Genomic DNA, 7,931 nt, shown 5'->3' on the forward strand with positions numbered 1-7,931 from the left:
CCATGGAAGGGAGAGGCGCGCGGGAGGGGGCATGGGCGGGTCGCTCGTCACCAAGCCAGCACACCAGGGGGTCCATTGCCGCGCGTCCGCGAAATCGAGGTCTTCCGGCTCACCCTGCCGTACGGCAGGCGGCCGGAGAGCATTCTCGTCCGGCTGACCGACCATGGCGGGATGACCGGGTGGGGCGAGGTCGTCGAGCCCGGCCTGGACAAGGCGTGGACGACGCTTGAGGAGAGCCTGGCGCCCGCGCTGGTCGGCGTCGACTGGGAGCATCCCGACGAACTCGACACGATCTCGCGCGGCGGCAGCGTTGCGGACATGGCGTGCTGGGACCTTTGGGCACGGATGCGCGGCGTCCCGCTCGCGCACGCGCTCGGCGGCAGCCGCACCTCGCTGATGGCGACGGTCAGGATCGCCGGCGACCGGTCGCTGGAGAGCCTGGTGGCGCGGGTCAACCAGCAGGTCTGCGGCGGATACGCGCACGTCACGCTGGACGTCCACCCCGGCTGGGACGTCGAGCCGGTGCGCGCCGTACGCCAGGCGTTCCCCGGCCTCGCCATGTCCGTGGACGCCCAGGCCGCCTACACCGAGATCGACGCCCTGGTCGCGCTCGACTCCTACGACATCGCGGTGATCGAGCGGCCGTTCGGGACGACCGACCCGGTCACCCACGCCATCCTGCAAGACCGGGTCTCGGCGGCGGTCGCCGTCGAGGCGGGCTCCGACGCCGAGCTGGCCGCGCACGTCTCCGCGGGCTCGGCCAGGGCGCTGCTGCTGCGGCCCGCGCGCTTCCCCTCGCTCAGCGACGTGCGCCGGGTCCACGACCGGGCCATGGCCGCCGGGTGGGAGATCCTCTGCGCGGGCGGCCAGGGCACCGGCCTGGCCAGGGCGGCGACCGTGGCGGTGGCGGCGATGCCGGGCTGCACCCTGCCCTGCGACGTCACCCAGCCGCCGCGCAGCGCGCAGATCGTGACCCCGCCGGTCGGGGCCGCGGGCGGCGTCGTCGCCGTCCCGCTGACCCAGCCCGGCCTCGGCCACACCGTGGACGAGGCGCGCCTGCGCCGGCTGGCCACGATGTCCTTCACCGCCTGACGCCCGGGATGGCCGCCTGAGGCCGGATCAGCCGCCGCTGCAGCCGTCCGTCAGGCCGGTCACGCCTTCCAGGCCGCCCCCGGTCGTGGTCGGCGACGGCGTGCGCTTCTTGGCGGCCGCCTTGGGTGAGGAGTCCGCCGAGGTCTCCGGAGAGGCCTTGGCGGCCCGCGCGGGCTTGGGCCGCACCGAGTCGCGGATGGCCTTCGCGGTCACGGAGCGGATCTTCGTCCAGTCCGGGTATCCGGTGTTGATCAGCGGCGGTACGAACTGCACGCTGTTCACCTTGGCGTTCTTCACCCGCAGCGCGACCGGGACGAGGTGTTCCAGCATGGGCCGGGGGATGTCGGTGCGCAGCAGTTCCTTGGTGGCCAGCGCGACCCTGTTGAAGCGGGCCAGCACGGTGGCGGGGTCGGCCTGCTCCAGCAGCGCGCCGAGCACGCAGCGCTGGCGGCGCATCCGGGTGAAGTCATCGCTGTTGGTCCTGGACCGGGCGAACCACATCGCGTCCGCGCCGCCGAGCTTGCGGGTGCCCGCCTTGACCAGGCCCTCGTTGTACTTGCCGAAGACCACGTCCCGGTCCACCGTCAGGGTGACCCCGCCGATGGCGTCGATGAGCCGGGCGAAGCCCCACATGTTGACCAGCGCGAACCAGTCGACCTTCAGCCCGAGGGTGTAGCCGACCGTCTCCTTCAGCGTGCGCGCGCCCTGGTTCTTGCGCCCGCCGAAGATCTCCGGGTGCGTGTCGGCGTACTCCCACACCGCGAAGAGCAGGTCCTCGCGCCCGCCGCCCGGCCCGACCGGCAGCCGGAACCCGTCAGGGAAGCGGGCGTGCATCGGGCTGTCCGGAGGGAACCGGACGTTCTCCAGGTTGCGCGGCAGGCTGAGCAGCACGGTGCTGCCGGTCTTGATGTCCACGCTGGCCACGTTGATGCTGTCGGTGCGCACCCCGACGCGGTGGTCGTCGGCGTCACCGCCGAGCAGCAGGACGTTGAGCCGGTCGCGGCCGTTCCACGGGTCCTCCGGCTTGACGGTCTCGGTGGGGTCGGGCGCGCTGTCGAACACCTCGTCGAGCGTGCGCCGGCTGACCGTGACGAAGTTCACCGCCCAGGCGAACGGCACCAGCACCGCCACCGCGGTGAGCCCGGCCACCACTCCGGTGATCGCCTGCCCGCGCGCCTGGAGCACCCCGGGCCGCAGCACGACGAACGAGTGGACGATCACGGCGAACCAGCCCAGCCCCAGCACGACCGCGCCGACGGTGATCCCGGTCAGCCACTCCGGCGAGGTCAGCCGCCCGATGAAGCCGGCGTCGGCGGTGAGGGCCCGTACGCCGGCCGTGATCAGCAGCGCCGCGTAGACGCCGAGCAGCGCGAACCCCGTCCGCCGATGGCCGGTCTTGAGGTGCGCGGCACCAGGCGCGACCACGGACACCAGCGTCCACCCGATCACCGCACCGATGCCGAGCGTTCTCGATCGTTCCCGCACTCGCGCTTGTTCCCCTCGCGATATGTCCCAAGTGTCCCCCACCCGGCGTCGTGGGGGACACTAGACGGGTCAGCGTGGCTGACAGGGTACCGGCGCGTGAATATCCCGCGAACGCGTGTCCCGGCCGGGGTACGCCGAGTCGATCCACAAACTTTCCCGGCCCCTGCCCGGTCGGTGCGGACGGCCCGGCAACGGGTTAACGTGAGGCATGCTCGATGTGCTCGGACCCGGTTACGAGGCCACCGTCCTGCCCATGGGACACGACGAGGAGGGCGAGGTCGTCGCCACCCTGGTGCGGCGGCGGGCGGCCGGGTCTTCGCGGCGCGCCGTGCTCTACATCCACGGCTTCACCGACTACTTCTTCCAGACCCACCTGGCCGACCACTTCGTCGCGCAGGGGTTCCACTTCTACGCGCTGGACCTGCGCAAGTACGGCAGGTCCCTGCTCCCGCACCAGACCCCCGCGCTGGTGCGCAGCATGACGCACTACTTCCCGGAGATCGACGAGGCCGTGCGGATCATCCGCGAGGACGACGGCAACGAGGTCGTCGTGGTCAACGCCCACTCCACCGGCGGGCTCATCGCCGCGCTGTGGGCCGACCGGGTCCGCGGCACGGGCCGGGTGCAGGGCCTCATCCTCAACAGCCCCTTCCTGGACCTCAACGTCTCGGCGTACCTGCGCTCCATGGCCGACCTGCTGATCTGGCCGCTGGCCCGGGTGCCCGCCCGCACGGTGCTCCCGCTGGCCCTGGCCACCGCGTACGGCAGGAGCCTGCACCACACCTTCCACGGCGAATGGGACTACGACCTGGCCTGGAAGCCGCTCACCGGGTTCCCCGTCCACGCCGTGTGGGTGTCGGCCGTCCGCAGGGCCCAGCGCCGCCTGCACGGCGGGCTGAACGTCGACGTGCCGGTCCTGGTGCTGTGCGCGGACAAGGGCCTGCGGCTGCGCGACTTCGCCCCCGAGGCGCACAGCGCTGACGTGGTCCTGGACCCCGACCACATGGCCCGCTGGGCGACCAGGATCGGCGGGCACGTCACATGTGTCCGGGTGCCCGGCGGCATCCACGACCTCGTGCTGTCCGCCGAGCCGGTGCGCAAGCAGGTGTTCGGCGAGATGGACCGCTGGACGCGCTGCCACCTGGCCGGCGACGCCTACCAGGGGAACGCGAACAACCCGTAGTAGGCGGCCACCGCCAGCAGCACGCCGGTGCCGCCGAGCACCCCGGCGATGGCCACGTGCTGCCAGCGGCTCGGCTGCCAGCCCTCGCGCAGCGCCGACACCACCGCGGCCACCGCCGTGACCTCCTGGAGCAGCATCAGCACCGCGAGCACCCGGACCACGATCCAGCCGGACAGCACGGCGGGCCACGCCCCCGCCTGGTTGATCGAGAACAGCACCAGCAGCGTGATGAAGCCGAGCACCGACACCAGCAGGCCGAGGCCGGTCAGCGCCATCCGCCGCAGCCGCCGCCGGATCGGCGGCCAGAGCAGGGCGTTGGTCTGCGCCCGGGTGTCGCGCCCGCGCAGCCGTACGACGAACTGCGCGACCGGCCCGGCCACGTAGCCCACGACCGCCAGGCACAGCGCCAGCCCGAGCACCGTGCCGCCCGCGTACCAGGGAGCGGCCGGCACGTCGCTGGCCTGGTACCGCTGGACCGGGGTGGCCCCGGCCATCCGCACGGCCGGCGTGCCGTTCTGGGGCAGGCCGTCGATCCAGTTGACCAGCGTCTCCAGGTAGCCGGGCGCGAACGGGCCCGCGCCGATCCGCATCGCGTGGTCGGCGCCGCCGAGGAACCTGATCGTGTAACGGTCGTTGCCGGCCGCCGCCAGGCCCTCGGTCAGCGCCTGGGTGCTCTCCACGAACGGGATCGAGGGGTCCATCGTGCCGTAGAGCGCCAGCACCGGCTGATGGACCCTGGACAGCCAGGGCAGCGGGTCGTGGCGCAGGAAGTCCAGGCCGACCACGCCCATCGCCCGCGACAGCAGGTCGCGCACGCCCACCGGGGCGTACAGCCGCAGCAACTGCTCGTTCAGCGCCCAGGCGACCTGGCGCAGCGGTGAGACGTTGGGCGCCGACACCATGACCAGGAAGCCGACGTCGGCGCTGCGCGCGGCGGCGATCGGGGTGGCCCAGGTGCCCTCGCTGACGCCCCACAGCCCGATCCGGGTGCGGTCGACGTCCGGGCGCTGGCGCAGGTGCCGCACCATGCGCAGGATGTCGTCGGCGAGCAGCCCGAAGTCGCGGGTGCCGAAGGAGTAGCCCACCGACCGCTTGTCATAGCCGAGCGTGATGACGCCCGCCTTGGCCAGCCACTCGGCCTGGGCGGCGAACTCGCGCCGGTCGGCCGAGCCCGACCCGTGCACGAAGACCACGGCCGGGTGCGGCCCTGGCGTCATCGGCGCCCAGATGATCGCCTGGGACGTCGTGCCCTGCAGCGGGATCGTGACCTGCTCGGTGGTGATCGGGCCTTTGCTGGCCACCGGGGCCCGCTCGCTCGCGGGCTGCGGAGGCAGCGAGCTGAGCGCGGCGTCCGCCTTGAGCGGAGGCGGATCGAACGACGGCGGCAGCGCGTAACCCACCGTGGCGAGCACGACCAGCACCAGACCGGCGGCCACGCTCAGCGTGCCTCGACCGACGCGCACCTGTACCGCTCCCCGGATCGGGGCCAGAGACGGCCCAATGTCGTTAATGTTCCCTCCGATCTTTCAGCGTACTCGGCAAAGAAACCGCCCGCCGCCAGTGCGTGTTCGGCCTGATTCGTCGCCGGAAACTGTTAGCGTCCTGCGACATGCGCGTGCTGCACACCTCCGACTGGCACCTCGGCCGCTCCTTCCACCGCGAGAGCCTGCTCGCCGCACAGGCCGCGTTCGTGGATCATCTGGTCGAGACCGTCAGGAGCGAGCGGATCGACGTCGTGGCGGTGGCCGGCGACATCTACGACCGCGCGCTGCCGCCGGTGGACGCGGTGACGCTGTGCAACGAGGCACTGCACCGGCTCGCGGGCGCGGGCGCGCGGGTGATCATGATCAGCGGCAACCACGACTCGCCGCGGCGGCTGGGGTTCGGGGCCGGGCTGATCGACGCGGGCGGCGTCCATCTGCGCACCGACCCGGCCGCGGTGGCCACCCCCGTGCTGGTGGACGGCGTGGCCTTCTACGGCATCCCCTACCTGGAGCCGGAGATGGTCCGCGGGCCCTGGGAGCTCACCGCCCGCAGCCACGACGCGGCGATCCGGCACGCCATGTCACTGATCAAGGCCGACGCCGCGGACCGGGCGGGCCCCTCGGTGGTGCTCGCGCACGCCTTCGTGACCGGCGGCGAGGCCAGCGAGAGCGAGCGGGACATCCGGGTCGGCGGCGTGGACAACGTCCCGCTGGACGCCTTCGACGGCGTCGGCTACGTCGCGCTCGGCCACCTGCACGGCCGCCAGCGGATGAGCGAGACGGTCCGCTACTCCGGCTCCCCGATCGCCTACTCCTTCTCCGAGGAGCGTCACACCAAGGGCTCGTGGCTGGTCGCCCTGGGCGAGGGCGGGATGGAGGCGGCGGAGTTCGTGCCCGCCCCGGTACCGCGCCCGATCGCCCGGCTCAGCGGTCACCTGGACGACCTGCTGACCTCCCCGCGCCACGCCGGTGTCGAAGACCACTGGCTGGCCGTGGTGCTCACCGACCCGGTCCGGCCCAAGGGCGCGATGGAACGCCTGCGGCAGCGTTTCCCGCACACCCTCACCCTGGCCTTCCAGCCGGAGGGCGGCGGCGAACGGCCGGCCGTGCGGAGCACGGCGGCCGGTCGGCCGGAGATCGACGTGGCCCTCGACTTCGTCCGCGAGGTGCGCGGCGAACCGGCCGACGACGCCGAGCGCGAGCTGCTCCAGCAGGCCGTCGAGGCGTGCCGGATCAAGGAGGCGGCGGCGTAGATGCGGCTGCACCGCCTCACCATCACCGCCTTCGGCTCCTTCCCCGGCACCGAGACCGTCGACTTCGACGCCTTCGGCGAGGCCGGGCTGTTCCTGATCCACGGGCCGACCGGCGCGGGCAAGACGACCGTGCTCGACGCGGTCTGCTACGCCCTCTACGGCCAGGTCCCCGGCCAGCGCAACGACGCGCGGAGCCTGCGCTGCGACCACGCGCCGCCCGGCCGGGGGCCGAAGGTGGAGCTGGAGGCCACCGTACGCTGCCGCCGGTTGCGGCTGATCCGCTCCCCGGCCTGGCAGCGCCCCAAGCAGCGCGGCGAGGGCACGGTGGAGGAGAAGGCCAAGGTCCTGCTGGAGGAGCTTTCCGCGCAGGGGGAGTGGACGTTCCTGTCCGGCCGCATCGACGAGGCGGGCGACCTGGTCGGCGGCCTGCTGGGGATGAACGCGGCGCAGTTCCAGCAGGTGGCGATGCTGCCCCAGGGGGAGTTCGCCAAGTTCCTGCGCGCCGACGGGGAACTGCGGCACGCCCTGCTCGAACGGCTGTTCTCGGTCAAGGTCTTCGGGCAGATGGAGAAGTGGCTGGCCGACCACCGTACCCAGACCTGGCGCGACCAGGAGGACCTGGCCAAGGCCGTGGCCTCGGTGGCCGACCGGATGCGCGGCGCGGCCGGCGACGGGCTGCTCGAAGACGTACCCGACGACGACGATGATCAGGAAGCGTGGGCGCGGTCCCTGCTGGCCGCCGCCGACGGGCTGGCCGCCCAGGAGGAGACCGCGGCGACGATCAGCGGGTCCGCCCTGCGCGCGGCCCGCGACGAACTCGACGCCGGCGGGGGCCTGGCCGACCGCAAACGCCGCCACACCGAGGCGCTGGCCCGGCAGGCGCACCTGGACGCCGCCGCCGAGGAACGCGCCGACCTCGGCGTCCTCCTCGCCGACGCGGCCCGCGCCGGGCGGGTGCTGCCGCTGCTCCACCGCGCCGAGCAGCGCGCCGAGGCCGAGGCCAAGGCCGTCCTGCTGGCCGCCGAGTCGATGTCGCGGGTGCTGCCCCTCCGCCCGGCGGGCGATGACGACCTCGCGGCGCTGGAACGCGAGCGGCGCGATGAGATCGCCCGGCTCGGCGGGCTGCGCGCCGACGAGGAACGCCGGGCCGCGCTCCTGGCCGAGATCGGGGAGATCGGCGCCGAACTGACCCGGCTCACCGACCGCGAGACGGCGACGGCCGAGCTGCTGGCCGTACTGCCGGGCAGGCTGCGCGAGGCGGAGGAGCGGCACGCCGCCGCCCGTCAGGCCGAGGCCGCTTCGCCCGCCGCCGAACACGCCCACGAGACCGCCATCCGCACCCGCACCGCCGTCCACCGCCGCGACACCCTCACCACCGCCCTCCAAGCCGCCCTGACCTCCCTTCCCATCGCCTTCACCGACGGGGAAGGGGCC

The 7,931-nt window shown here is 73.2% G+C and carries 6 protein-coding genes; 4 read left to right on the forward strand and 2 right to left on the reverse strand.

Annotation, left to right across the window (positions count from 1 at the left end; all coding sequences use genetic code 11):
• The first annotated feature begins 75 nt into the window (after positions 1-75).
• Positions 76-1,092 carry an enolase C-terminal domain-like protein gene (locus C1I98_RS31260; RefSeq protein WP_111170968.1) on the forward strand — a complete coding sequence of 339 codons (1,017 nt, stop codon included), beginning with the start codon at positions 76-78 and terminating at the stop codon, positions 1,090-1,092.
• Positions 1,093-1,119: 27 nt separating this feature from the next.
• Here the strand turns inward: C1I98_RS31260 and C1I98_RS31265 are convergent, their stop codons facing one another.
• Positions 1,120-2,577: an LCP family protein gene (locus C1I98_RS31265; protein WP_233508343.1), complete on the reverse strand. Its 1,458-nt coding sequence runs from the start codon at positions 2,575-2,577 to the stop codon at positions 1,120-1,122.
• A 208-nt stretch (positions 2,578-2,785) separates the two neighbouring features.
• On the opposite strand from C1I98_RS31265, the gene C1I98_RS31270 reads away from it, so the two are divergent.
• On the forward strand, positions 2,786-3,760 hold the full coding sequence (locus C1I98_RS31270; protein WP_111170970.1) for an alpha/beta hydrolase: 975 nt from the start codon (positions 2,786-2,788) through the stop codon (positions 3,758-3,760).
• Here C1I98_RS31270 and C1I98_RS31275 read toward each other — a convergent pair.
• On the reverse strand, positions 3,733-5,223 hold the full coding sequence (locus C1I98_RS31275) for an alpha/beta hydrolase family protein (RefSeq protein ID WP_111170971.1): 1,491 nt from the start codon (positions 5,221-5,223) through the stop codon (positions 3,733-3,735). The genes C1I98_RS31270 and C1I98_RS31275 overlap by 28 nt on opposite strands.
• 146 nt (positions 5,224-5,369) lie before the next feature.
• Here C1I98_RS31275 and C1I98_RS31280 point away from each other — a divergent pair, with 146 nt between their 5' ends.
• The gene (locus C1I98_RS31280; protein ID WP_111170972.1) at positions 5,370-6,497 is read left to right on the forward strand and encodes an exonuclease SbcCD subunit D; all 1,128 of its coding nucleotides are present in this window, start codon (positions 5,370-5,372) and stop codon (positions 6,495-6,497) included.
• Positions 6,498-7,931 (forward strand): AAA family ATPase (locus C1I98_RS31285; protein ID WP_146607749.1); only part of this gene is annotated, 1,434 nt, incomplete at its 3' end. It lies immediately after the preceding gene.

This window comes from Spongiactinospora gelatinilytica (assembly GCF_003236385.1).
GTDB classification, from domain to species: domain Bacteria; phylum Actinomycetota; class Actinomycetes; order Streptosporangiales; family Streptosporangiaceae; genus Spongiactinospora; species Spongiactinospora gelatinilytica.

Bases quoted from the DNA above. Each gene is read 5' to 3' on its own strand.
- C1I98_RS31280 (WP_111170972.1), top strand. From the start codon at position 5,370: ATGCGCGTGCTGCACACCTCCGACTGGCACCTCGGCCGCTCCTTCCAC.
- C1I98_RS31270 (WP_111170970.1), top strand. From the start codon at position 2,786: ATGCTCGATGTGCTCGGACCCGGTTACGAGGCCACCGTCCTGCCCATG.